Annotated in this window: 16 protein-coding genes; 13 read left to right on the top strand and 3 right to left on the bottom strand. The window is 40.2% G+C overall.

Annotated features, from left to right (window positions below; translation table 11 throughout):
- The 12 genes from ACE01N_RS12095 to ACE01N_RS12040 all read left to right on the top strand — a co-directional run.
- Positions 1-381, top strand: a 381-nt coding sequence (locus ACE01N_RS12095) for a T9SS type A sorting domain-containing protein (RefSeq protein WP_380589087.1), incomplete at its 5' end; no start/stop codon positions are given.
- Positions 382-706: 325 nt separating this feature from the next.
- Positions 707-1,732, top strand: a complete 1,026-nt coding sequence (locus ACE01N_RS12090; RefSeq protein WP_380589084.1) for a T9SS type A sorting domain-containing protein — start codon at positions 707-709, stop codon at positions 1,730-1,732.
- A gap of 120 nt (positions 1,733-1,852) precedes the next feature.
- A complete protein-coding gene (locus ACE01N_RS12085; protein WP_380589081.1) occupies positions 1,853-5,116 on the top strand; it encodes a SusC/RagA family TonB-linked outer membrane protein in 3,264 nt (1,087 codons plus the stop codon).
- A 41-nt stretch (positions 5,117-5,157) separates the two neighbouring features.
- Positions 5,158-6,984: a RagB/SusD family nutrient uptake outer membrane protein gene (locus ACE01N_RS12080; protein WP_380589077.1), complete on the top strand. Its 1,827-nt coding sequence runs from the start codon at positions 5,158-5,160 to the stop codon at positions 6,982-6,984.
- Positions 6,985-7,013: 29 nt separating this feature from the next.
- Positions 7,014-8,819, top strand: coding sequence for a T9SS type A sorting domain-containing protein (locus tag ACE01N_RS12075; RefSeq protein ID WP_380589073.1), 1,806 nt, complete (start codon positions 7,014-7,016; stop codon positions 8,817-8,819).
- Position 8,820: 1 nt separating this feature from the next.
- Positions 8,821-10,284, top strand: a complete 1,464-nt coding sequence (locus tag ACE01N_RS12070) for a pectinesterase family protein (RefSeq protein ID WP_380589070.1) — start codon at positions 8,821-8,823, stop codon at positions 10,282-10,284.
- Positions 10,285-10,349: 65 nt separating this feature from the next.
- Positions 10,350-12,050 (top strand): pectate lyase family protein, encoded by a 1,701-nt coding sequence (locus ACE01N_RS12065; protein ID WP_380589067.1) that lies wholly within the window; start codon positions 10,350-10,352, stop codon positions 12,048-12,050.
- 69 nt (positions 12,051-12,119) lie between these two features.
- Complete coding sequence (locus ACE01N_RS12060; protein ID WP_380589064.1) at positions 12,120-13,859, top strand: pectate lyase family protein; 1,740 nt, start codon at positions 12,120-12,122, stop codon at positions 13,857-13,859.
- Positions 13,860-13,952: 93 nt separating this feature from the next.
- Positions 13,953-16,733, top strand: a complete 2,781-nt coding sequence (locus ACE01N_RS12055; RefSeq protein WP_380589061.1) for a glycoside hydrolase family 78 protein — start codon at positions 13,953-13,955, stop codon at positions 16,731-16,733.
- Positions 16,730-17,860 carry a glycoside hydrolase family protein gene (locus ACE01N_RS12050; protein ID WP_380589058.1) on the top strand — a complete coding sequence of 377 codons (1,131 nt, stop codon included), beginning with the start codon at positions 16,730-16,732 and terminating at the stop codon, positions 17,858-17,860. The genes ACE01N_RS12055 and ACE01N_RS12050 overlap by 4 nt, the downstream gene beginning before the upstream one ends.
- Before the next feature lie 78 nt (positions 17,861-17,938).
- A complete protein-coding gene (locus tag ACE01N_RS12045) occupies positions 17,939-18,601 on the top strand; it encodes an aspartate/glutamate racemase family protein (RefSeq protein WP_380589055.1) in 663 nt (220 codons plus the stop codon).
- 2 nt (positions 18,602-18,603) lie between these two features.
- Positions 18,604-19,905, top strand: a complete 1,302-nt coding sequence (locus tag ACE01N_RS12040) for a bile acid:sodium symporter family protein (protein WP_380589052.1) — start codon at positions 18,604-18,606, stop codon at positions 19,903-19,905.
- 91 nt (positions 19,906-19,996) lie between these two features.
- Here the strand turns inward: ACE01N_RS12040 and ACE01N_RS12035 are convergent, their stop codons facing one another.
- Genes ACE01N_RS12035 through ACE01N_RS12025 form a run of 3 tightly spaced genes read right to left on the bottom strand, consistent with a single transcriptional unit; the run spans position 19,997 to position 23,111 of the window.
- On the bottom strand, positions 19,997-21,238 hold the full coding sequence (locus tag ACE01N_RS12035) for a pyridoxal phosphate-dependent aminotransferase (protein WP_380589049.1): 1,242 nt from the start codon (positions 21,236-21,238) through the stop codon (positions 19,997-19,999).
- Positions 21,239-21,280: 42 nt separating this feature from the next.
- Positions 21,281-22,225, bottom strand: a complete 945-nt coding sequence (locus ACE01N_RS12030) for a transketolase family protein (protein ID WP_380589046.1) — start codon at positions 22,223-22,225, stop codon at positions 21,281-21,283.
- Entirely contained in the window at positions 22,218-23,111 is an 894-nt protein-coding gene (locus ACE01N_RS12025) for a transketolase (protein ID WP_380589043.1), read from the bottom strand. The genes ACE01N_RS12030 and ACE01N_RS12025 overlap by 8 nt, the downstream gene beginning before the upstream one ends.
- Positions 23,112-23,370: 259 nt before the next feature.
- On the opposite strand from ACE01N_RS12025, the gene galB reads away from it, so the two are divergent.
- The gene (gene galB / locus ACE01N_RS12020) at positions 23,371-25,776 is read left to right on the top strand and encodes a beta-galactosidase GalB (RefSeq protein ID WP_380589040.1); all 2,406 of its coding nucleotides are present in this window, start codon (positions 23,371-23,373) and stop codon (positions 25,774-25,776) included.

Genomic DNA, 25,776 nt, shown 5'->3' with positions numbered 1-25,776 from the left:
TGTCAGAACTATGGTTCAATTATACGTAACTGGGGCAATAACCTGACAAGTGAAGGTTTGACATTATGGCGGAATGCTGTTTACATGTTGGCTGGACTTGAAGTACCAACCGAACTTGTACAAAGTTCAGTTGGAGTAAACAAAGTACAGAGTGAAGCTTCTGTAACTGTATATCCAAGTATAACTTCAGGCACATTCACAGTAGAATTTGCAAACGAACCTGGTATGATAACTGTTTACAACTTATCAGGAAAGGTTATTAAGCAGGTTGTACCATCTTCAAGCAAAGAAAACATTAGTATTGACGGCTCAGGATTATATATCATTAAGGCTGAAAGTGCTGGTGTAAGTAAATTGTTTAAAGTTGTAAAAACTAACTAATAAATTTAAACTAAATGGGGGACGCTCTGCGTTCCCCATTTTTAAACTTTTTCTATAGAAAATTTTTTTTACTCTTTAATTGGATTTACGCCTCGAATAAAGGATATCTAGGTTCGTTGCAGGTTTAAAAAATACAATTATAACAACATAAAGAATTTTAGTTCAGTAAAGTATGTGCATATATTATACTTTTCAAACATGCGGAATAAGAACCATAAGGAAGTTTTAGTTTGGAGTAAAAAATTAAAATTCGGTAAATTAAAGGAAAAGGCCATTACTTATTAAGAGAGATATAGCATTTCATATTAACTAAAAGTAGAAGATTATGAGAAAAAGAATTTTTACATTTATTGCAATAGCCACATTGGGTTGTGGATTAGGTTTATACGCCCAGGATACGGGTACAGGTACAGGATGGGAAACACTAAATCCCGGATCACCAAAGGTTTTAGATGAGGATTTTTCAGGGTTTGACTTTTATGGCAACTGGGATCTGATGGCTAACAGAACAACGGATAGTAAACCGGTGACAGATGACGAAACACTGGAAACAATTCCTGCAAATATTAGCGGAAGCAAAACTGTTAAGTATCTGAATTCTGATCTTGAAGTGATTTATACCTGGGATTCCTGCGCTTTTGCGCCGCAATGGGGTGTTGCAGCATCTATGGAATCTGATGGTACACCAATTGAACCTGATCCAACTACTCCCGGAGTGTCAGATGGATTTGTTGAGATAGCGCGTCTGGGCTATGGCAATAAGAGGGGTGAGTTCTATATTGACCTCAGGGCAATGGAGTTTGTAGAAGCCATACAATATTCGCATTCAAGCTGTGGTGGTCAAAGAAGAGGATTTATGGTTCTTTTTAGCCTGGATGATGGTGCAAACTGGGATACCTTGCGGTATCAACCCGGTGATGCTGCCTGGGCTTCAAGTTTTACAAAAGATCCGTTTACACTGGAAAAAACAGAAAGTACTTTTAACTGTACCCCATCAGCCAAAGGGATGTTGTGGGAGGATGCAATTTATGCTGAAAATGTGATGTTACAAATCCGTCCTGCGGATCCGGTTCAGCAGGCTGTTCGTATTCATGACTTTAAAGTCTATGGTGATTTGCCATCAGCAAACCAGAATATTCAGAATGATCTGATCAAAGTATTTAGCTATAAAAACACGGTAAAACTGAATAAGGTGGCTGATATTGAAATATTCAAACTGAACGGTCAGCTGGTTAAGTCAGAAAAGCAAACCAATCTGGTTACTTTGGATGATGCCCCTTCGGGGATTTATTTGGTAAAGGTTCAATCAGGAAACTATATCAAAACATCCAAGTTAGTACTATATAAATAGTATAATTCACTTAATTGTTTTATTGGAAGGATAGCGTTTGCTATTCTTCCAATTTTAATTAAATATAGCAGGTGAAGCATTTGAATTTATTTGATAATTTAAAATCTAATTCTAATATTAATGAAAAATTCCACATTTTTTAAATTAAAGGATATCTGGACTGATCTATTTCCCTATCAATTATCAAAAATGTTAGTCGCATTTTTCTTACTTTTTGTTGTGGTATTTGCTTCATTTGCTCAGCAAACTGGACAGATAAGTATTTCAGGTGATATAACTGATGAAGAGGGAGAACCTTTAATCGGGGTAAATATTTTAATCCTGAATAAAGCAAGAGGTGCGATAACAGATTTCAACGGTCATTATTCAATTCAAGCTAATGCAAGTGATACATTGCAGGTTACTTTTATTGGTTATGTTAAGAAGTTAGTTCCAGTAAATGGAAGAACTCTTATTGATATCACCTTGGAAAATGATAATGTAAATCTCCAGGAGGTAGAAGTTGTTGTCGGTTATGGAACAGTTAAAAGGGCTAACTTAGTTGGAGCCGTTTCTAGCATGACTACAGCAGAAATTGAAGATATTCCTGCAACAAGTTTAACGAACTTATTAGAAGGTAGAATGGCTGGCGTATTTGTTTCTCCCGCTCAACCAACAGGTAATCCGGGTGCTCAAACTAGAGTCAGAATTAGAGCTGAAACAACTTTTGGAACTTCCGGTGGAGGAGCTAAAGATCCATCTCCACTTTATATTGTAGACGGATTTGAAATGTCACAGGAAGCATTTGATATGCTGGATCCTTCTGAGATACAAAGTATTTCAGTTCTGAAAGATGCTTCTGCTGCAGTTTATGGTAGCAAAGGAGCCAATGGTGTAGTTTTAGTAAAAACAAAAAGAGGACGTAAAGGTAAGTTGAGAGTGAATTATTCAGGAAGTCAGGGAATAATGGACGCTACTCAATTGACTGAAATGTTAAGTACACATGATTTATTCAAATCTGTAGATGCTATTCAAAGTGTTAGAAATCCAGGATCATGGGTGCCAATTTCTGATGAGGAGTTAAGTGCTTTAAGTTCAGTAAATTATGATTGGCTAGGAGGGGTGTGGCAACCATCATCAATATCCAGACATACTATTAATATATCAGGAGGGGGTGATGTTTTTACCTATTATGCTGGTGGTACCTATGTATACACAGAAGGTAATTTCCCAGATCTGGGTGTTGGGAAATATACTTATCGTATTGGTTTAGATGCTAATATTACAGATAATTTAACAGCATCCGTTACTTTGGCTCTTGATAACAGAGATTTTAAAAGACCTTATTTGTCGGGAGTAGGTAATAATACGATGGAAGGATTATTTTTAGAACTTCTACAGGCACCGCCCTGGATGCCGCCTTATATGGATGGGAAACCGGTTAATAATAACCTTGATTTTAATCCATACGCTTTGTTTGATACTAAAAGTTTTAAGGATGATATAGATAAGGGAAATACACTTAATTTAAGATTAGAATATAAGTTTAAAAAACTTGATGGGCTTGTAGCAACAGCAACCTATAGTAGAAGAGAGAATCACAGTTATTCAAAACAATATAGTGTTCCATACACTTTATATGAATTTCAGGTATTGGATGGAAGATATATGCTGAGTGATATTGTTTTGGATGAGAAAACAATAACAAATAATGACAGAATTTCTGAATCTTACAATTTTGGACAGAATTATCAGTTTAATTTCAGTTTAACTTACAAGAAGAAATTTGGTCTTCACGATATAACATCTTTTTTTACTTATGAACAGACCGAGGGTAGATCATATGGATTTAGTGCTGTAGCACAGGGACTTCAGTTTTATGGTGTTGAAACACAGAGAGCATTTGACAGACTCGCTGCAGTTAGTGATGGTAATATGGGCGAAAGTGGTGATCTGGGTGCCGTTTTTAGATTAAACTATTCGTATGCAAACAAATATTTATTTGAATCAACATTAAGATATGATGTAAGTACATTATTTGCGCCAGGAGAACGTGCCGGACTGTTTCCTGCTTTTGCAGTCGGATGGGTACTTTCTGAAGAAGATTTTATTAAAACCAAATTGAGGTTTGTTGATTTTCTTAAAATTAGATATTCATATGGTTTAACAGGTTATCCTTCTGTTGGTCCTTATGAATATAAATTGAGCTATGGGCCATCTGGCAGTTATTTATTTGGTAGTGGTACCGCTATTGCTGGAATGGATGTTGCTGGCAAAACAGATGTCATAAGTTCTGGAGTTTCTTGGGAAAAATCTCAGATGCAGAATGTCGGTATTGATTTGAAATTTTTAAACAACAGATTAAGCATCACTGCTGATGGTTATTATACATATCAGTATGATATTCTTGATCAGACAACGACCACTTTGCCTGAAACAAGTGGAATTGGAGATATGCCAAGCCAGAACCTGGGCCGTTTGGAAGCCTGGGGGTATGACATGTCAGTTGGTTACAGAGGGAGAGTGGGCTCTGATTTTAGTTGGAATGTTAATGCAATATTTTCATTTTATTCAAACCGTATTCTGGAGAGACCTACCCAATATGATACAAATGATTTTAGGTATCCGATAGGTCAGGCTACATTCGCAGCAGGAAGAGAAGAAGGTTTTTTAAATAATGGAATAATTCGAACACAGCAACAAATGGATGCTATAAATGCTGAATGGAATGCAAAGTGGGGGCATGATTATTACGGAATGGATGGTACACCTGAAAATCCAAGTTCAGGCTTAGGAAGCTTTTATTTTCAGGATATTGGACGTCCCGGAGATCCGTCATTAGGTGAGCCTCAAATCGTATACGAACCAGATGGTTGGATAAATGAGGCGTATGACAGAACTTATGTGGAACGTGTAAATGATCATTTTGTTCTGAAGAACTTACTTCCAACATTTGTTACCATGGGGGCTGGTTGGAGACAACTCAAAATGAGTATGAATTGGGGAATGGCCTATGGTATAACAAATAAAGTTGTTGATAAAGCCGCAAGAAAAGCCCCAACATCTCCATACGAGAATGCACCATCTTTTTGGAAAGATATTTGGACACCGGATAACATTAATGCAGAATATCCAAATCCGGCTTATGATTCAGAAAATAGCCTTGTTTCAACATTCTGGATGAAAGACGTTTATCAATTAAGGCTGAAAACATTGAATATATCTTATGAGATGCCAAAAAAATTAGCTGATAAGTATAAGATACCTCAGTTTAGGGTGTTTTTTGTAGGCACCAATTTATGGACTCCAGTATCAACATTTAGTTATAAAGAAGATGCTATTGCCAGATTTAACACATATCCTTATTTGAAGAAATTTAATCTAGGATTAAGCTTTAGTTTTTAAATGATCAAGTCAGGATTTTAAAAAACATAAAAATGAATCAAATGAAAATATTAACCAATATTATAGCTCTATTTTTACTGGTTTTACTTTCTTCTTGTGAAAAAGTATTAGATAAAAGAGATTTAAACGTTATTGATGATAATATTTGGGAAAATGCTGATCAGTCAATATTGTATGTGAATAATTTATATGAGGATAATATGCCTGATATGTCGCTAGGAACGAATAGTCCACTTAGCGACGAAACTTTTTCGAGCTCTGATTCTTATACAGATCTCCTTTATGGAGGAATCGGTATGAATGATATAAATGCAGTACAAATTATACATCGCAATAAATATCAATTAATCAGACGTATTAATATTTGCATCGATGGTCTGAAATCTTCTTCTTTGAGTGATGATGTTAAGAACCCTATTCTAGCTCAGGCTCTTTTTTTCAGGGCCTGGAGATATTGGGAAATGGTAAGAGCCAATGGTGGTGTGCCTATGGTTATGAATACTCAGGATCCATTCTTTGACGATCTGAATGTTCCGCGCAGTAAAACATCTGTTTCGATTGATTTAATTCTAGCAGATCTTGATAGTGCTATTTCATGGTTGCCAGTTGATTGGGCGAGAAGTGAAGATAAGGGACGAATTACGAGTGGTGCAGCCACTGCTTTTAAAGGACGAATTCTTTTGACATGGGCAAGTCCGTTGTTTAACCGAAATAATGATCAAAGTAGATGGCAGAGTGCATATGATGCAAATAAGGAAGCTATTGATAAATTATCGCAGATGAGCACGCCCAGAAATTTATACCCTGATTTTAGCAAAGTTTTCACTACTAATGTTCTTGAAAATGTTGAAGCAGTTATCTATAAAAGGTTTGATGCAAATGCAGGAACTGATTATACCAGTGATTGGGAGGGCAAAGTTCGACCTCCATCAGGGGGTGGGGATGGAAGTTATGCTCCTACCTGGAACCTTGTTAAAGCATTTCCAATGGTGAATGGAAAACGGATAGACGAAGATGGTTCAGGCTATGATTCAACGGTTTTTTGGAAGAATCGTGATCCACGGTTTTATGCAACAATAGGTTATAATGGTTGCGAATGGATAATGAATGGTAGGGATGATCAAATTCAGTGGACATATTATTTGAATATGCAAGAAAATAAAAGAAGTCCGGCAACCGGTTTTTATTGTAAGAAGGCAACCGATCCGTTAATTGCTGAGGAAAATACAGGACAAACAAGTACGACTTGGCATGAGCTCAGATATGCTGAAGTATTATTGAATTTTGCGGAAAGTGCAAATGAGATTGGTAAAATAGACGAAGCACTTATTGAAATTAGAAAGATACGGAATAGAGCAGGCATTGAATCTGGAGATGGTGATTTTGGAATTCCAAACTCTGCTTCAAAGGAAGAGCTGCGGCAATTGATTATGAAAGAACGACAAATTGAATTTGCATTTGAAAACAAACGCTATTGGGATTTACGTCGCCGTTTAATGTTTAGGGAAGATTTAGGAAGTTTTACGCCAAAACTAAATGGGACTCAGCGATTAGGGTTCGATATTAGGGCTAAGTCTCCATGGAATAGGAGAATAAGTGATCGGAATTCACCGTATTTTGGATGGAACAGAATTGATACTGCAACAATGGGCGGTTATGTCGATTTAAATGATCCCAATAATTATAATTCATATTTTACAACTAATATACGAATAATGGAGAGTATTGTTGGTGGGGAAGTTAAATCTTTAAACTACCTTCCTTTATACGATTTTTTCGCAGTAAGTTCCTCTATGTTGTCTAAAAGCCCTGCCGTTGAGCAGACTCTGGGATGGGTTAATGGAACTTTTGACCCGTTAGCAGAGTAATGTAAAATTTAAAATTAAGATTGTTAAGGATGAGTTTTAAAAGGAAGGTTTTGGTTGGAGCAGGGATATTACTTTTATCTGTTTCATCTGTAGCACAGGAGCTTCTGGCATTTCCTTCAGCAGAAGGATATGGTAAATATGCAAAAGGAGCAAGGGCAGCAGGTTTAAGAACAAGTTATGGTATTGTTGTTCAGGTGACAAACCTTGAAGATGATGTGGATAATCCTCCGACAGGTAGCTTCCGTTGGGCCGTTAAACAGGGCATAGAGGATATTACAGTTAATGGTACTGTTATTCCAAATTTTCAAAGGCCTTTGTATATTGTATTTCGTGTAGGGGGTGTTATAAATTTGAAAGGAGAGCTAAGAGTAGAAAGGAGTTATATGACCATTGCCGGAGAAACAGCACCTGGGGATGGGATATGTTTCAGGGGAGGAACACTTAATTTTTCCGGTTCAGATAATGTAATTGTACGGTATATTCGTTCCAGACCTGGTGATGAACTTGGTGAAATAACTTCAGCCTTTAGAATTGAAAATGGGGGTAATTTTATTATAGACCATTGTTCATTTAGTTGGGCCATCGAGGAAACAACGCATTTCTCAAGTAATGATAACACAACGGTGCAGTGGTGTATCATTAGTGAATCATTATATAGTTCCTTTCACCCTAAAGGACCAAGAGGTTATGGTACACAGTGGGGAGGAGAATATGCCTCTTACCATCATAACCTTTTGGCTCATCATAATTCCAGAATGCCACGAATCAATGGATCAAACAAAAACGATGTGTATGCATTAGTTGATTACAGAGATAATGTGAATTTCAACTGGGGATCATCCGGTGCTTTTTATGGTGGAGAATGGGAAGGAACCCCAAGTTGTACAGGCTACAGCCATGTAAATGTAGTGAATAACTACTTTAAACCCGGTCCGGCCACAAGTGGAACAACTATTGCAGCGCCTTCTCTGAACCGTACTGATGTTCCTTTATGTGGCTATGCAAAATGGTATGTTGACGGGAATTACATGAATGGTAACCAGTCCGTAACCGATAATAACTGGCAGGGAATCAGTTTTTCTCCTAAGGACAGTATTAAATCAGACGTTGAGCATGTAAAGTCAGATGGCGTTTTGGAGGATTACAACGATTATACCCAAACAGCCCAGGAATCCTATGTCTCGGTACTCGAGAATGTGGGTGCCACATTACCTAAAAGAGATGCAATTGACGAAAGGGTTATAAAAGAAGTTAATGGAGAAATTGGTATTGTTAGATATCAATATGTAGTAGGTGATAAAACAACACCTGTTTTAGGTGTGAATTCAGGATTGATAGATACGCAGCATAACCTTGTGCCCAATGATGCTCCTGAAGGAACAACAGCATGGGATGTCTATCAGGAAACACCCGCAGATCAGGCTCCTGCTGACAGGGACAAAGACGGTATGCCTGATGCATGGGAAGAAGCAAATAATCTTAATCCAGATGACGGAACTGATTTTAGAATTATAACAGCAAGTGGATATTCCAATCTTGAACTTTATCTGTTTTCTTTGACCGGTGAAACGGTTAAAACTTCAACACAAAAAGTAATTTCAAAACCTGTTTTCAATGTTTATCCGAATCCGGTGAATGATAAATTCAGAGTTAGTTGTAATAAGGCAATCACAAACTTATGGTTGTTTGATGCTACTGGAAGGGCAGTGCTGAGTTTAAATGATGGTTACAGTGAGAATTCAGAAATTACTGTTCATTTAAATAGTGGATGCTATATTATTAAGGCAGAAACTCAATCAGGAGATGTTTTGGTCTCTAAGCTTATCAAGAATTGAAATGATCAGATCTATATTTATTATACTAATTTTTCAGATAGGTATTACTGCTTCTGTGGCACAGGTATTTGATATTGTTGTTGACACGGAGGGAGCAGGTGATTTTACCAATATTATTGATGCTCTCAATGCTGTGCAGGATAATGCTTCTCAACGCACACTGATATTTGTCAAAAGCGGTGTTTATCATGAGAAAATCTGGTTAACATCTGCAAAGACCAATGTAAGTATAATCGGTGAAGATGTTGAATCAGTAATTCTGGACTGGGATGATTATCAGGGCCGCACAGTAGACGGCACCACAATCTCTGGTGCAGATAGCTATACATTTCTGGCTGAAGGAGCGGATTTGTACATGGAGAACATTACCATTCAAAATTCAGCAGGACCTGTGGGGCAGGCTGTCGCCATCCGTACAATTGGTGACAGAACCGCATTCAAAAACTGCCGTTTTTTAGGAAATCAGGATACGTATTATGCGCATAAGCGCAGACAATACAATTATAAATGTACTGTGGAAGGGAATACGGATTATATCTATGGAGACGCAACCACGGTTTTTGACAGTTGTACCATCAGAAGTATCCCGGGGGGAAGTTATATTACAGCTCCGGCAGATGCAAAACTGATAACGTATCTTTCTTCCGGGAAATTTTACCATGGATTGCTTTTTCGTTATTGCAACGTTACTGCAGCAGAGGGTGTTGCGGATAATTCTGTTTACTTAGGCCGGCCATGGCAACCCAATGCATCATCGGTATTTATTGAATGCACTTTGGGAAATCAAATTAAGCCCGAAGGATGGAGTACCTGGTCCGATGACAATCATTTATCCAGTTACTTTGCAGAATACCATAATATAAACCCGGAAGGTAATCTTGTTGATGTCTCTCAAAGGGTATCATGGAGCTATCAGTTGAGCGAAACGCAATTAAACCGGTATGCATTTAAATTCTTTCTGCACAACAGCGATAATATACAGGAATACTGGGATCCGGTACCTGCAGTTACACCACTGTATGATCCACAGAATGTTCAGCTTTCTGGAAATCAGCTTTCTTGGGATATGGTGCCTGAAGCTGTTGGTTACGTCATATATTTTCAGGGAAACTTTATTGGTTTTGCCGAAGAAAACACGTTTTCTGTTATTGAAGGTATGAATATAATTGAGGATCTGAAGGTTGTTTCGGTAGATGACTTTGGTGCATTAAGTGATGGTTCTGTGTCTGTAAATACGTCACTGGATCATGTAGTTAAAAATAAACTGAATTACAGTTTTATCAATAAGCAGTTTGAACTGCCATATTTAGTAAATATTGATGTATTTGATATGAATGGAAGAATTCTTACTTCCATAAAACACAAAAAAAGTTGTGATTTTTCCGAATTCCCATCAGGTATTTACCTGATAAAAGTTGAGGAAGCTTCCGGAAGAATCAACAATGTGAAAATTCTGAATAATTAAGCACTTAGCTGGTTAATAATCAGCGTTTTTTCAGAATTCATATCCTAAAATGTAAAACAAGAATAATGAGTATTAAAAAGGTACTAACCGGCATTGTAGCCATTATCATGCTAAGTTTATCTGTTAATCTGCTTGCTCAGTATCCTGATATGAGTAAAGTACAGTCAACAGTGGATTCATTGAATCAGGTTTGGAATAAACTGGATCAAAAAGCCTGGGATAAGGCCTGGCCTGTAATTTATAATGATATGCAGCACTTTAAAGTTTACAACCAGTGGGCACGTCGTTCAGATGATTTGCCGCAGGCAGACATTCCGGCTTTCCCGGGAGCTGAGGGTGGTGGTATGTACAGTTTTGGTGGTCGTGGAGGTAAAGTTTATGTTGTTACCAGTCTCGAAGACAGCGGTCCTGGAACATTAAGAGAGGCCTGTGATCAGGGCGGAGCACGAATTGTTGTCTTTAACGTAGCAGGAATTATAAAGCTTAAGCGACCAATAAATGTTAATGCACCTTATATTACTATAGCAGGTCAGACTGCACCGGGAGATGGAATCTGCATCGCAGGAGAATCCTTTCTTGTGAATACCCATGATGTGGTTATCAGGCATATGCGTTTCAGGAGAGGAGATACGTGGGTAGGCAGGAGAGATGATGCTATTGGTGGAAATCCCGTTGGAAACATAATGATTGATCATGTGTCAGCGTCCTGGGGACTGGATGAAAATATGACCCTGTATCGCCACATGTTCACCGATGCACCCAATAACCCTAAAGCAACAAGACATAAGTATTCTACTATTAATATTACCATACAGAACAGTATTTTTTCTGAAGGGCTTGATACCTATGGCCATGCGTTTGGAAGCACATTGGGAGGACAGAACTGTATGTTCTCCAGAAACCTTTGGGCCAATAATTCAGCCAGAAATCCTTCAGTTGGTATGAACGGAACATTCAATCTGGTAAACAATGTGATTTATAACTGGGATCATCGTACTGTAGATGGAGGAGATTACAGTTCAAGATATAATATTATTAATAACTATTATAAACCCGGTCCGGCAACTCCGAAAAATGCACCGGTTGGTCATAGGCTTATAAAACCGGAATCCCGTTACGTTGTTAAAGGTACTAAGATATATGGTAAGATCTGGGTAGAAGGGAATATAATGGAAGGTTTCCCGGAAGTAACAAACGATAACTGGAAAGGCATTCAGATTGAAAACATGGACGGCGCTGGTGAATTTTTGCCTCAGATAAGGTGGAACAAACGGTTTGAAATGCCACATGTAAATTTGTTATCTGCGAAGGATGCTTATGAGGTGGTCTTGAATAATGCTGGAGCTACATTGCCAAAAAGAGACCCTGTTGACTTACGGATCATAAAACAGGTCAGGGACAACAAAGTTGATTTGGATAATTATACAGTGATAGATTCTCTCTATCAGTTTGAGCACAGACGTCTTGGACGTGATTCTTACAAACATGGTATCATAACTGATATCAGACAGGTTGGCGGGTATCCTGAATATAAAGGAAAGCCAAGAAAAGATAGTGACATGGACGGTATGCCTGATAATTATGAAAAAAAGTATGGTTTGAACCCCAAAGATGCATCTGATGCTAACGGAGATATGAATGGTGATGGTTATACCAATATAGAAGGATACATCAATGGAATTGATCCAAATACGAAAATCGACTGGACAGATTTAAAAAATAATCACGATACATTGTCTGAAAAAGGCGGAGTAGAAAAAAAGTAAATAAATCATGATCTGGGAGGTTCTTTAAGATAACTTTTCGTAGCAATAATTTTGATAAAAATATAAAACATGAAAAAATGTAGTTTAATACTCGCAATGGTATTATTTGGAATAGCAGGGGTAAAAGCACAATATCCGGATATCCCGGATGATGTAAAAAGGAAATCAGTTGAATTAATTCAAAAGACATACGAATTATCGGATAAAGCGTGGGAAAAAGCTTTACCAATCGTAGAAAAGGAAGCAGCCGAAGGCAGACCGTATATTCCCTGGGCAGGTAGACCAAGCGATCTGCCACAGGCAAAAATTCCGGCATTTCCGGGAGCCGAAGGTGGAGGAATGTATACCTTTGGTGGACGGGGCGGTAAAGTGATTACCGTAACAAGTCTGAAAGATCACGGACCTGGAACATTACGCGAAGCCTGTGAGACTGGCGGGGCAAGAATTATAGTATTCAACGTGGCCGGTATTATACATTTGGACCGTCCGATTATTGTCCGTGCGCCTTATGTGACTATTGCCGGACAAACAGCACCGGGTGATGGTATTTGCCTGGCGGGTGAAAGTTTCTGGATTGATACACACGATGTGATCATTCGTCACATGCGCTTCAGAAGAGGTGAAACCTGGGTTGGTAGACGTGATGATGCCATTGGGGGTAATCCTGTTGGAAATATTATGATTGATCACGTATCAGCAAGCTGGGGACTGGATGAAAATATGTCCATTTACCGGCATATGTATGATGACAAAACAGGTAGAAAAGCGGAAAAACTTCCAACGGTGAATATTACCATCCAGAATTCCATCTTTTCGGAAGGACTGGATACCTGGAATCATGCGTTTGGAAGTACTTTAGGAGGAGAGAATTGTTCTTTTATGCGGAACCTTTGGGCTAACAATACCGGAAGAAATCCATCCATTGGCTGGAACGGAACCTTCAACTTTGTTAATAATGTGCTTTTTAACTGGGTGCATCGTTCAGTTGATGGAGGTGATTATACCGCTAAATTCAACATAATCAATAATTATTATAAACCCGGACCGGCAACTCCGGTTGATAAACCAGTTGGTCACCGGATATTGAAACCTGAGTCTGGCAGAAGTACACTCACTCATCGCGTTTATGGAAAGGCATTCGTGGATGGGAATATTGTTGAGGGTAATAAAAAGGTTACCATGGACAACTGGGCAGGTGGAGTACAAATGGAGGATATTCCTGATAAGGATAACCCATATCAGGAAGTATTGCTATCTGATGACATATCCAAATACAAGGATATGGTCTATTGGAACCGGCCATGGAATATGCCATTTATGACCATAATGCCTGCAAAAAAGGCATTTAATTATGTGATAGAAAATGCCGGTGCAACGCTGCCAAAACGTGATCCGGTGGATCAACGCATCGCAAGGGAGGTAAAAACCGGTAAAATTGAATATGCAGATGATGTAAGTCTTGATGGAGTGCCGCAGTTCAAACACCGTCGTCTGGCACCGGATAGTTATAAAATTGGAATTATTACCGATATATCCCAGGTTGGTGGATATCCGGAATATAAAGGCGAATCCTATAAAGATTCCGATAAAGACGGCATGCCGGATTGCTGGGAGGCAAAATATACAGATCTGGGACTTGATCCTAACGATCCTACCGATGCCAATAAAGATTGCAACGGTGATGGCTATACCAACATTGAAAAGTATATCAACGGTATCAATCCAAGATATAAAATTGACTGGAGAGACTCAAGATACAATTTCGATACCCTGGGAGCCAAAGGTGGTGTGATGGGAGAAGATGATTAAGCACTTTTATTTTCTGGTTTGGTTATCCCTTTTTTTGTTGACATTTTGTGGGATGAGTTTGCGCTTGAAATAGAAAGCTTTTAGAAAACCTCAATGAAACAAGTCATAATTGTTATAGCATCTTTATTCCTTTTCGTGGCCTGTAATAGTCATGATTCCGGCCTTAATATTGTTAAAACAGCATGTAACCATTTTGAACAGCCCTTAGGTGTAGAAACCGTTCATCCTGAATTCAGTTGGGTGATTCAATCTGCAACATCGAATAATCTGCAAAAATCATATCATATTCTTGTGTCGGACGATGAAGCTTTGCTTGATAAGGACAGCAGCAATGTCTGGAATTCCGGAAGGGTTGAATCTGTTAATTCCATAAACGTGAGATATGAGGGTTCTGAATTAAAATCTGGTGAAACTTATTACTGGAAAGTTAAAGTCTGGGATGCTTATGGTAACGAATCGGAATGGAGCAGGATCGGTTCGTGGCAAATGGGATTGCTTAAGCCCGGAGATTGGAACGGTGCAAAATGGATTGGGTTTGAAGAGTTATCTGAAAAAGATCGGCTGGTCGAGGGCGTGACAGGTTATGGTGAATTATCGCACAATAAAGTTGAGAAACGGGCAATTGTGCCCATGTTCAGAAATGACTTTAACCTGGATAAAGAGATTGCATCTGCAACGTTATTTATAAGTGGTTTGGGACAATATGATGCCTACCTGAACGGAGAAAAAATCGGTGATGATTTTCTTACACCCGGCTGGACCCATTTCGATAAAACCGTATTATACAATACATATAATGTGACGGATTTGCTGAGATCAGGGGATAATGCCATCGGGGTAATTGTTGGAAACGGTTTTTATTACAATAACCGCGAGCGATACCGTAAACTAATCATTGCGTATGGTTATCCGGAAATGATCTGCAAACTTCAGGTTAAGTATAAAAATGGAACTTCGCAAACTATTGTATCTGGTTCGGACTGGCAAATGAAGCCTTCACCCATTACCTATTCCGGCATCTATGGCGGGGAGGACTATGATGCACGCCTGGAAGAAGATGGCTGGAATAAACCCGGTTTTGATGCAGTGAACTGGCAAAAGGCCAAATTAGTTAAGGCACCTGAGGGTAAACTAACATCTGATCAGAATTATCCGGTTAAAGTTGTGCAAAGCTTTGATCCGGTTTCAACTACCAGGTTGAACGATTCGGTATATGTATATGATTTTGGTCAGAATGCTTCCGGAATTGTATCATTGGAAGTAGAAGGAAAAGCGGGTCAGAAAGTACAACTATGGCCGGGAGAAGTATTGAAAGATGACGGGACAGTCAGTCAGCGTGGTTCAGGTTCACCCTATTATTACACTTATATTTTAGATGGTAATGGAACAGAAAGCTGGCAACCACGTTTCAGTTATTATGGCTTCAGATACGTACAGGTTATTGGTGCTCAGCCCGATTCTTCTAATGATGATCCGGGTCTGCCCAAAATAAAAGTCTTAAAGGCATTGCATACGCGGGGTGATGCAGCTCAGGTTGGCATGTTTGATTGTTCCAACGATTTGTTTAACCGCATTTTCGCACTTATAAACTGGGGTATTAAAAGCAATATTCAGAGTGTGATGACCGATTGCCCAACCCGCGAAAAACTGGGATGGCTGGAACAAACGCATTTAATGGGTGAAAGTGTGCATTTCAATTTTGATATGTATCCTCTGTACGCAAAGCTGACCAATGATATGATGGATGCACAGACAGCTAAAGGTCTGGTTCCTTCTATCGTTCCGGAATATATTAATTTTGAATATTACGATACAGCATTTCGTGATTCGCCCGAATGGGGAAGTGCCTCTATTACCATGCCATGGATGATTTATAAATGGTACGGTGATCCGACTGTGATGCAAAAAGCATGGCCGATGATGCAGGCTTACATGAACTATTTAAGCAGTAAAGCTTCAGATGATATCCTGTCCCACGGCCTGGGAGACTGGTACGATATCGGACCCAATACACCAGGATTTGTTCAGTTAACACCGGTCCCTCTGGTGGCTACTGCAACATATTATTACGCTGCAGTACTTATGTCAGAAATTGCTGCCGAACTTGGAAAAAAGGAAGATGAAGCAGCATACAGTGATTTAGCCAGTCACATCAAAAGCGCATTTAACAACACTTTCTACAATACAGAAACCAGGACATATGCCACTGCCAGTCAGACAGCCTTGGCCATGCCTTTGAGTCTGGGTTTGGTGCCAAATGGCGACGAGCAAGCCGTATTTAAAAATCTTTTAAAAACCATTAAAGCCGATAATTATAGTCTGACAGCCGGTGATATTGGATTTCATTACCTGGTGGATGCATTAACAAAATATGGTGCCTCAGAATTATTGTATCAGATGAATAACCGCGACGATGTGCCGGGTTATGCTTACCAACTGAAAAAAGGAGCCACTTCGTTAACGGAATCATGGCAGGCACTGGATATCAAATCCATGAACCATTTGATGCTGGGGCATCTGATGGAATGGTTCTATGCTGGGCTGGGCGGTATTGGTCAGGATAAATCATCGGTGGGATATAAATCAATTGTTATCAAACCAGATGTAATTGATAGCATATCGTATGTGAAAACAAGTTATGAATCACCATACGGCACCATAAAAAGTGAGTGGCAGCAGGATGGCAGCAGTTTTACATTAACCGTTGAAATACCGTTTAATACTTCAGCAACGGTCATTTTACCTTTTGAAGGAGAGGTTCGGATTAAATCTGAAAATGGCGTTGTACCCGAAATAACCGGAACATCAGAAGATAAGCCAATATATAAGATTGGTTCAGGCAGATATATATTTAAAATCAGAAAAAAGGCATGAAGAGGATTGTAGTACTTTCTGTGTTTGTGACAATAGTTTTAGTGGCTTGTAAAGTCCCGGAGAAAAAGTCGGATTTGCCCAAAATAGTGACACCGGCAAAGATGCAGAAGATCTATGAAACCGTAAAAACACCATATAAATACGGACTGATCCTGGTACCTGACAGCAACAAATACAAAATGGACTGTCCAACTATTTTCAGGAAGGATAATAGATGGGTGATGACTTATATCGTATTTGACGGACGAGGTTACGAGACGCATCTGGCAACCAGCGACGACCTAATTCACTGGGATCTGAAAGGAAAAATTCTGGAGTTTTCCGATTCTACCGACTGGGACTATAATCAGAAAGCCGGTTACCCGTCTTTAATTGATTACGATTGGGGTGGAGATTACGCCATCCAGAAATATGATGGTAAATACTGGATGAGTTACTTTGGGGGTGCTTCCAGTGGATACGAAAGCGGATTGTTATCCATCAGCATGGCATTTACAGAAAAAGATCCAGCAACACAACACATATGGCAAACATTAGGGAAGCCGGTGCTTATGCCAACCGATGAAGATGCGCGATGGTACGACAACAGTACCATGTATAAAAGTTTTGTGATCGAAGACAAGGAGAAGTTGACGGGCTATAAATTCCTGATGTATTACAATGCACGTGGAGACAGTATTAATCCTGCGCGTGGTGCAGAGCGCATCAGTATGGCAGTGTCCGATGACATGGTCAACTGGAAACGATACGGAAAGCAACCCATGATGAACCACCATAAAGGCATTACCGGCGACGCAGTATTTCAGAAAATTGGTGACATTTATGTGATGTTTTATTTCAGGGCTTACTGGCCGGAAGGCAAAACGGTGGTGTATAATAATTTTGCCTGTTCCTACGATCTGGTTAACTGGACGGACTGGACCGGTCCCCGTTTGATTGAGCCATCGGAAAACTATGATAACCTTTTTGCGCATAAAGCTTATGTGATTTATCATGACGGCATTGTTTATCATTTTTATAATGCAGTGGATAAACTCGGCAACCGCGGTATCGCACTTGCCACATCCAATGATATTGGGAAGAGTGATTTGCAATTTAAATCAACGGAAGAATCGAAAATTAAGTAAGGGGACAAAAGATGTCTGATTGCTTATCGTAACGGGATTTATTATTTTTACAAACAACGCTAATTTTAAACAGCAGGAATGACTAAACGACTTGGATTAATTCATACATCAGCTACCCTGGTACCGGTTTTTCAGGAACTGATTGACAAATATTTTGCAGAAAAAGATCTGAAAGTTTTTAATATTGTGGATGACAGCCTTATCAAACTTACCATTGAAAGAGGTGAGTTAACGCCCGACACATCCCGTCGTGTGGTAGATTATGTTGGTTCTGCTGAGGCTGCAGGTGCAGATTATATTCTGGTTACCTGTTCATCCATCGGGCCTGCTGTTGAAACTTCTGCGCTTGTGTCGAAAGTTCCTGTATTAAGAGTTGATCAACCTATGGCAGATAAAGCCATTCAGATGGGAACCAAAATCGGGGTCATTGCCACCTTGTCTACTACCCTTGAACCAACCAGCGACCTGGTAAGAAGAAGGGCGGTTGTTGCCAATAAAGAAATTGAGCTGACATCAAAGCTTTGCGAAGGTGCATTCGATGCCTTAATGGGAGGTAAGCCTGAAATTCACGACGAAAAAGTGGCTCAAGCCCTAAAAGAATTATCACAGGAGGTTGATGTCATTTTATTGGCTCAGGCCTCAATGGCACGGGTTGTTTCGCAACTTTCTGAAGAAGATAAAAAAGTTCCCATACTTACAAGTCCTGAACTTGCCATGGAACACCTGGCAAATATTTTATAACAATGGAAAAATTACAGAGGGTTAGTCTGATAACAGGTTTTATTTCCATCTTAATTGTTGCACTGACTTTTCTGTTTAAGTGGGATTCATTTCTGGCTCCGGCTGCTGTTGCAGCGTCTGTGTTGCTTGCGTTTGGAATGGGGTCCGTTAAAGTCTTAAAACCCTATCAATATACCGCATGGATTATTGCAGCTATCGTTTGTGGCCTGATGTATCCTTCTGCTTTTCTTAAATGGGGCGATTTTGATTTGCGAAATAAATGGGTGATCCTGATAGTCATCCAGGTCGTGATGTTCGGCATGGGTACACAAATGAGCCTGAAAGATTTTACCGGGATCCGAACCATGGGAAAAGGCGTTTTGGTCGGAATTATCTGCCAGTTTTCAATTATGCCCCTAACAGGTTACATGTTAACCCGTGTTTTTAATTTTGAACCGGAAATTGCTGCAGGTGTTATCCTGATCGGCTCATGTTCAAGCGGACTTGCTTCAAATGTTATGGTGTATCTTGCAAATGCCAACCTTACACTTTCAGTGACGTTGACAGCAGTTGCCACTTTACTGGCACCCATTATGACACCGTTTATGATGAAACTGTTAGCAGGCACCTACATTGAGATTAATTTCTGGGACATGTGCATACAGATCATTAAAATAGTGATTGTGCCTATTGGTGCCGCTATGTTGTACGATGCTTATAATAGGCTTGATAAAACAGTTTCCAAACGGTTGAATATTGCATTTGGGATTGCTGTTTTCTGGATAATTGCAAATAGCGTTGTACTCTGGAAATTAATGGACAGGACCTTATCTCCGGATATGATGAGAATTGCAGAATTACTAAATTTTCTGGCTGGTGCAGTAATCGCCGGCAAGATGTATTATCATCTGACCCTGGTAATTCCTAAACTAGGTAAATTAATGCCGAAGCTATCCATGTTTGGCATCGTTTATTTCACGCTGGTAACAACGGCAGCAAGCCGTGATAATATTCTGGCTATAGGGATATTCATGTTGCTGGCTTCTGTCATGCACAACTCATTGGGTTATTCGTTTGGATATTTAATAAGCAGAGCCCTCGGACTGGATAAAGATTCCTGCCGGACTGTTGCCCTGGAAGTTGGGTTACAGAATGGAGGAATGGCCACAGGACTTGCCGGTGTAATGGGAAAACTGGCCACGGTTGGTCTGGCATCAGCAATTTTTAGTCCATGGATGAATATTTCAGGGTCGCTTCTGGCAAACTACTGGAGAAAAAGGAAAGAGAAAGGAATGGCATTTAGCAATGTTGAGAATTCAGTTTAAACCACTAATAATAGAACCTGGGTTTCAACTACTTCTCTTCAGGGAATAAAAGGGTAAACGTAGTTGAAAGGTATACAACTTTTGAATAGTTCTATCCTCTAAGATATTTACTGATACGCTGCATGGCCTCATCAATTTTATCCAAATGATGAACCAGTGGGCCATAAGACAAACGAACGGCATTATTTAATGTTTTACCGAATCCCCAGCCCGGAACAACTATAACACCGGTATTCTCCAAAATTTTGTGGGTGAATTCGGAACTGTCCATATCAACTTTCATTACGGTGTAAAGTCCACCTTCGGGAATTAAGCAAGGCATTCCAAGATGCTTTTCTATGGATGCAACGGTTTGTTCCGCAGCTTTCTGATAAAGTTTTGCTGTTTCTTTAATATACGGTCTGATGCTGTTATGGGTTATGCCATTCCTGATATACTCAACCAGAGCCATCTGATGCAGGCTATCCGGACATAAAATGGTGGCACCCTGTACGGCTTCAAAAGCAGAAATAATTTCGACAGGAGCTTCCACCCAACCTAAGCGACGTCCCAATCCGCGGCACCATTTTGAATTGGAATGAATGGAAATATAATTATCGTTCGGACCCCAGCTAAAATATTCCGGAAGATCTTCCTGCCAAACCAATTCTTTATAGGCAAAATCGATCACCAAAAAAGCGCCAATGTCCTTTGCTGCATCCAGTGCCGCTTTAACAAATCCGGTCGAAGGAATCTGAGAAGTTGGATTATCAGGTGCACAAAGCATAATCATTTTTGGCTTTTCTGCTTTGATAAAGGCAGCAAACTCCGCTTTGCGTTCATTCGCAACATATTTCCAGTTTTCGGTATCCATAACAGAGAAATGAATTACTTCAATGTTATCAATAGAAGAAGCCTGTGCCGGATAATTGGCGTAGGTTGGATCCAACATACATATTTTGTCCCCTTCATCCAGAATAATATTCATCAGGTTTGCCGTCATCTGGGACGAATTGGCCCCAATGGCAATTTGTTCTGGTGATAAATCCATGTCATCACCATAAATATGCTTCTCAAAATCTACGATGGCTTTCCGGCATTCGGGCATCCCAATGGTTGGAGGATAGGCTCCACTTGCATGAAACTTTTGACTGTCATCAATAATTGAAGCATAGGCACTACGCATGGAATTCGGTGCTTCGTGATTGACCCATCCGCCGGAAAATGAAATAACATCGGCAGGATCGAGACCTACTTTCCTGAAGAATTCAGGATTAGCCAGATCCATAATTTCACGGATGGGTGATTTTTTATTTTTAAACGTAGTTACCTTTTTTGAAATCGACGGTTTCATCGGATGCTTTGTTTTTTGATGTTGTGAATTAATTGTATGGTATTATTTCCTGGCAATTGTAGCTTCCGCAGCTTTGACAATATCTTCAACGCTCATTTCATAATAATCCAGCAGTTCCTGTGGCAGACCTGAACCTGCAAATTTGTCTCTCAGTCCGATGCGATAGACCGGAACCGGATGATTTTCTGCAGCTACCTCCATGATGGCACTTCCCAGTCCGCCAATAATGTTATGATCTTCAGCCGTTACAGCAGCACCACATTGTTTTAGTACATTAGTTATTCCCTGTGTATCGATTGGCTTCACCGTATGTACTTCAACAACGGTTACGCCTATTCCCTTTTCTTCCAGAATTTTAGCTGCTTCAAAAATACGGGGAAGCAAGACCCCGTTTCCAAACAAGGCAATATCATTCCCTTTTTGCGAAATGATGTTGATCTTCCCCGGAGTAAACGGTGTATCCTTTTCAAAGACAACAGGATCACGTCCGCTTCCTAATCGAATATAAACAGGACCAGGTATGTCTGCTGCCGCAATGGTAGCCTGACGGGCCTGATCGGCATCGGCTGGAACTAAAATGGTAACATTGGCGATGGTGCGTAAAATTCCGATATCTTCAAAGAACTGGTGCGTTACACCTTCGCGTTCCCCACCTGCAATACCTCCGTTTACGCCTGCCAGTTTCACATTTAAATTCGGATAAGCTATAAACGTTCGGATCTGTTCACAGGCACGCATGGTAATAAAACCGGCATAGGTAGCAAAAAACGGAATACGTCCGTCCAGGGCAAGGCCTGCAGAAGTAGCGGTTGCATTTTGTTCGGCAATACCCACTTCAACATACTGATCCGGTCGTTTTTCAATGAATTCGGTGGCGCGCATAGCCAAAACACTGTCTGCACATACCAGCATAATCCGGTCATCTTTCTCCGCAAGGGTTTCCAGTCCCTGCATAAATCCTATTCGTGTACTTTCTGTTTTATTCAAGATCCAATCCTCCCAAAACTGACATTGCTAACTGATGTTCTTCATCGCTTGGTACTTTTTTATGCCAAGCATTATTCCCTTCCATAAACGGAACACCTTTCCCCTTTAAAGTATGGGCAATAAATATGATCGGCTGATCCGGTTTTGGTGCTGCCATGTCAGGAACAATAACCATTCCTGTCCTTTCAGCTTCGTTTGATCGACCACGCTTTGCCGCATTTTCAAGCGCAAAGGTCAGCTTATCAATATCATGTCCGTCAATATCAATGGCATACCACCCAAACGCTTCCCATTTTTCTTTCAGGTTTTTCAATCCGCTTATTTTTTCAACCGTTCCACCACTCTGAATGCCATTGTAATCAATAATGGCAATCAGATTGTGAAGCTTGTATTTTGGAATGGTCATCGCTGCTTCCCAGACAATTCCTTCATTTAACTCACCATCACCCGTTAAAACAAAGGTTAATGCATCAGAACCTCTTCGCAGGGTTGAAAGAGCCATTCCGCAACCCTGTGGTAATCCATGTCCCAATGATCCGGAAGTAGCATCAACACCAGGTGTGGATTTTTGAACAGGATGCCCCTGCATGCGTGATCCCAACGAACGCAAAGTCTTAAGTTCTGCAGACGGGAAATACCCTTTGCGCGCCAGTGCTGCATAATATGCGGGACAAGCGTGACCTTTCGATAAAATGAACCGGTCCCTGTCCTTCCAGTCCGGTTCTTCAGGATTTATGCGAAGAACATCAAAATAAAGGACTGCCAAAATATCTGCAATAGACATGCTTGGGCCGGGGTGACCATCACCTGCATAATATATGGTGTTAACAATATCGCGGCGTATCTGCGTAGCTGCAGCTTTCAACCGTTCAATACGTTCTGTCATTAGTGATTTATTTAGTTATAAAGTTAATTCCTGCTTTTCCTATAACTTACGTAAAACTATATCCTGAAAAACATTGTCCAAATATAGTGCAAAACATATACTTTATGAAAAGGTTTACATTATTATTTATTTAACTATTTACAATATATTGGTGAGAAATTAGATTGTTTAAATGTAATTTTTTTATTGTAAAAACATTATTTTTGTAAACGTTTACAGTTTTTGCAACATTATTAATTTATTTGGTAAAAAATCCCGTATGAAGCATCTTTTTACGATTGTTTTGGCCTTACTGTTTATTCTGAGTTCGTGTAGTGAAGGAATTTCTACAGGTAGCAGAATGGACTTTAACTCCGGATGGAAATTTTACCCTGGTGACGATTCTTCAGCTTTTCAGGCAATATATAACGACAACCACTGGAAAAATCTCAATCTTCCTCACGACTGGAGCATTGAAGGAAATTTCAGTATCGATAATCCTGCCGGACCTGAAGGGGGAGCATTGCCGACAGGCATCGCCTGGTATCGAAAATCGTTTGTTTTGAATGAACCTGTTTCGGATCGCTATCATATAGACTTCGATGGCGTGATGAGCAACAGCGAGGTCTGGATCAATGGACATTACCTTGGCAAGAGACCCTATGGATACAGCTCATTCAGATACGAACTCACACCATATCTGCATCGGAACGATTCAGTGAATGTGATAGCTGTTAAAGTGGACAACTCTGACCAGCCGGCTTCCCGCTGGTACACCGGTTCGGGTATCTACCGGAATGTGTGGCTGGTTCCTGAGAATGACATTCATATTGCGCACTGGGGAACATTTGTAAGTACCCCGACCGTGACTGCAAATCATGCCAAGGTTCGGTATCAAATTGACCTGATAAATCTGACGGGTTCAAAGCATAAAGTGAAAATCAAATCGGTGATTTATAATGCCGATGGATTAAAAGTGACAGAGCAAAAGTCTGGGAGTTCAATTGAGGAAGAGAAACAAATATTTCAGGAATTTAATATTGATGATCCCGATTTGTGGTCCCCCGAAAATCCCGTCTTGTATCGTGTGATTACTGAAATTTATAAGGGAAATCAATTGTATGATAGGGTTGAAACACCATTTGGTATCCGTACGTTTAAATTTACACCGCTTGAAGGTTTTTTTCTGAACGGAAAAGTTTTGAAGATTCAAGGGGTGAACCAGCATCATGATCTGGGTGCTTTGGGTGCTGCATTTAATGAAAGAGCTGCCGAACGACAACTGGAAATTCTGAAAGCCATGGGATGCAATGCCATCCGGATGGCACATAATCCACCGGCGCCTGAGTTACTGGATTTGTGCGATCAGATGGGATTTCTGGTCATAGATGAAGCCTTTGATGAATGGAAACGCACCAAGGTAAAAAGAGGATATCATCTGTATTGGGATGAGTGGCATAAACGCGACCTGCAGGATATGGTACTGCGGGACAGAAACCATCCGTCCATTATTGCATGGAGCATTGGTAACGAAATTCCGGAACAGTTTGATTCCACCGGGATCACGATAGCCAGGGAACTGGTGGGAATTGTTAAGGAGCTGGATACCACAAGGTATGTTACCAGTGCATTGACGGAGACCGATCCTGAGAAGAACAACATTTATAAATCCGGAGCACTGGACTTGCTTTCGTTTAACTATAAACATAAAGAATACCTGAAGTTTCCGGATCGTTATCCGGGAGAATGCATGCTGCCATCAGAAAATAACTCGGCGCTGGCAACCCGGGGTCATTATGAGCTGCCTTCTGACAGCGTACGCATCTGGCCACCGGCTTATAATAAACCTTTCGACGGGAATGCTGATTTTACGGCATCATCGTATGATAATGCCATTGCCTACTGGGGATCAACGCATGAAGCTACCTGGGCTGTGGTGAAAAATAATACGTTTATTCCCGGCATGTTTGTCTGGTCAGGGTTTGATTACCTTGGTGAACCAATTCCTTATCCGTATCCGGCCAGAAGTTCGTATCTTGGAATCATAGATTTATGTGGTTTCCCAAAAGATACCTACTACATGTACCAAAGCGAATGGTCGGATGAAACCATGTTACATCTGTTTCCCCACTGGAACTGGAAAGCCGGACAATTGGTAGATATATGGGCTTATTACAATAATGCTGATGAAGTAGAACTGTTTTTAAATGGCGCATCACAGGGTGTTAAACATAAGTCTGATGACCAGTTTCACGTGATGTGGCGCATTCCTTTTGAATCCGGTACTATCAAAGCAGTATCACGTAAAAACGGGGAAGTGGTTTTGGAAAAGGAAATAAGTACAGCTGGTGAACCATATAAAATTGAACTATCAGCAGATCGCAGTAAAATGTATGCTGACGGAAAGGATCTTTCTTTTGTCACCGTCAGGGTATTGGATCGGGATGGAAACCTTGTGCCACATGCCGATAATTTGATTAACTTCGAAGTTGCCGGAACCGGATTTATCGCAGGTGTGGACAATGGTTACCAGGCCAGCCTTGAACCATTCAGGGCAGACCATCGCAAAGCCTATAATGGCATGTGTCTGCTCATCGTTCAGGCGAAAAAAACAGCAGGAGAAATTAGTTTTACTGCCACATCGGATCAACTTAAGGCGGATTCGCTGGTGATCACAACCGAATAA

The organism is Quyinboa ferrireducens, from assembly GCF_042436675.1.
Taxonomy (GTDB): Bacteria; Bacteroidota; Bacteroidia; order Bacteroidales; family UBA5342; genus JBHJHP01.
Note: the sequence above shows the minus strand (reverse complement) of the source record. Positions and strands in the feature narration are given on the sequence as shown.

Coding starts and splice junctions, on each gene's coding strand:
- ACE01N_RS12090 (WP_380589084.1), top strand. CDS start 707: ATGAGAAAAAGAATTTTTACATTTATTGCAATAGCCACATTGGGTTGT.
- ACE01N_RS12085 (WP_380589081.1), top strand. CDS start 1,853: ATGAAAAATTCCACATTTTTTAAATTAAAGGATATCTGGACTGATCTA.
- ACE01N_RS12080 (WP_380589077.1), top strand. CDS start 5,158: ATGAAAATATTAACCAATATTATAGCTCTATTTTTACTGGTTTTACTT.
- ACE01N_RS12075 (WP_380589073.1), top strand. CDS start 7,014: ATGAGTTTTAAAAGGAAGGTTTTGGTTGGAGCAGGGATATTACTTTTA.
- ACE01N_RS12070 (WP_380589070.1), top strand. CDS start 8,821: ATGATCAGATCTATATTTATTATACTAATTTTTCAGATAGGTATTACT.
- ACE01N_RS12065 (WP_380589067.1), top strand. CDS start 10,350: ATGAGTATTAAAAAGGTACTAACCGGCATTGTAGCCATTATCATGCTA.
- ACE01N_RS12060 (WP_380589064.1), top strand. CDS start 12,120: ATGAAAAAATGTAGTTTAATACTCGCAATGGTATTATTTGGAATAGCA.
- ACE01N_RS12055 (WP_380589061.1), top strand. CDS start 13,953: ATGAAACAAGTCATAATTGTTATAGCATCTTTATTCCTTTTCGTGGCC.
- ACE01N_RS12050 (WP_380589058.1), top strand. CDS start 16,730: ATGAAGAGGATTGTAGTACTTTCTGTGTTTGTGACAATAGTTTTAGTG.
- ACE01N_RS12045 (WP_380589055.1), top strand. CDS start 17,939: ATGACTAAACGACTTGGATTAATTCATACATCAGCTACCCTGGTACCG.
- ACE01N_RS12040 (WP_380589052.1), top strand. CDS start 18,604: ATGGAAAAATTACAGAGGGTTAGTCTGATAACAGGTTTTATTTCCATC.
- ACE01N_RS12035 (WP_380589049.1), bottom strand. CDS start 21,238: ATGAAACCGTCGATTTCAAAAAAGGTAACTACGTTTAAAAATAAAAAA.
- ACE01N_RS12025 (WP_380589043.1), bottom strand. CDS start 23,111: ATGACAGAACGTATTGAACGGTTGAAAGCTGCAGCTACGCAGATACGC.
- galB (WP_380589040.1), top strand. CDS start 23,371: ATGAAGCATCTTTTTACGATTGTTTTGGCCTTACTGTTTATTCTGAGT.